The organism is Hymenobacter negativus (assembly GCF_017571495.1).
Taxonomy (GTDB): Bacteria; Bacteroidota; Bacteroidia; order Cytophagales; family Hymenobacteraceae; genus Hymenobacter; species Hymenobacter negativus.
Genome location: NZ_JAGETZ010000034.1, coordinates 1 through 1,467 on the forward strand (window position 1 = coordinate 1; position 1,467 = coordinate 1,467).

The 1,467-nt window shown below is 55.8% G+C and carries 1 protein-coding gene; it reads left to right on the top strand.

All coding sequences use genetic code 11. The annotated features are described in order from the left end of the window. Positions 1-411: 411 nt before the first annotated feature. A partial coding sequence (locus J4E00_RS29275; RefSeq protein WP_262898480.1) for a M43 family zinc metalloprotease occupies positions 412-1,467 on the top strand: 1,056 nt, incomplete at its 3' end.

Sequence of the window (1,467 nt, forward strand, 5' to 3'; positions counted from 1 at the left end):
GCCAAGCTAACCGTCGAGTAAATCCACCAAAGGCAGTAGCTCCCCAAAGCCCCATCCGATACCGGATGGGGCTTTTTTGTTCTTGCGGGGCAGTTCTTAGGTTGAGGTCTGTTTCCGGCACGACGGTGGAACTGTCTAGGTGGTTGAAGGGCATACTGGCTCGCTCCCATCATTCCGGACGACAATAATCAGTCGGAAGACTTCTATCGCCAGACCGGGAAACCGACCTCTTGCAGCGTTTTCACAATTAAATTGAGTGTCGGAGAAGCCTTTGCATACCCATTTTTGTCTTTACCCGAAAAGGTGGCAGCACCAACATTTTTTATGTCGTAGCTTCGTGAAGCTCAGACTCATTGCTGATGGCATTAGCCCGACCCATTATTATCGACTTTTCACCTACACATTTTTCTAATGTTTAAAAGATTACTACCCTTGGTGCTGACCGCCACAACGGCGCTGACCAGCCTCAGCGCTAGTGCCCAAACCAGCCCCGCCGGACGGACCCGCGCTTTTTGTGCCTTTGATGAGCAGCAAGAGGCTTATTTTGCAGCCCACCCAGGGGCGCGCTTGCTCTACAACGCCACAAACCAGCAGTTGGCTTCCATGCCCCAGCAACGGGGTGGAACGGCCCTACCCACGGTGACGGTGCCGGTGGTGGTGCACGTCATTCATGCCGGCGGGGTCGATAACGTTTCTGACCGGCAGATTGCCAGTGCCATTGCTCAAATGAACACTGACTACCAAAAGCTGAATGCAGACACGTCCACTACCATTCCGCTGTTTCGGCCAATTGCGGCCAATCTGGGCTTTCAGTTCAAGCTTGCCAAAAAGGACCCCAGTGGCAACTGCACCACAGGTATCACCCGCCACTACGCGCCCTCTTTGATTAACGATGACCGGTCAGGCGCGGTGAAAAACTTTGTTATCTGGGATTCGAACCGCTACCTCAACATCTGGCTGGTGAGCACCATTGGCACCCCCACTGCAGGCGGCGGCATTATTCTGGGCTATGCCCAGTTTCCGGGCCAGAGCGCAACGACTGATGGCTTAGTCATTCGGCACGATTATTTTGGCAATCAAGGCACCAGCACCGTCGCCCGGGCCCTAGAGCGCACAGCTACCCACGAAATCGGTCACTATTTTGGCCTGCTTCATCCCTGGGGCAACGGCACCGTAGAAACCCCGGGCAACTGCAGCGATACAGACTTCGTAGCTGACACCCCGCCGACCAACGGCACGTTTACCTGCAACCTGGCCTATGCGCCCTGCGGCCAAATCGCCAACGTGCAGAATTTTATGGACTACGCTAGCTGTGCTACCATGTTTACCCAAGGGCAAAAAGCCCGGATGCTGAACGTGCTGCAAACCATCCGCACGAGCCTAACGACATCGGCGAACTTGGTAGCGACGGGGACGAACGACGGGTACGTGGCCCCGGACTGCGCCCCGCTGGCCGCCTTCGCCGCC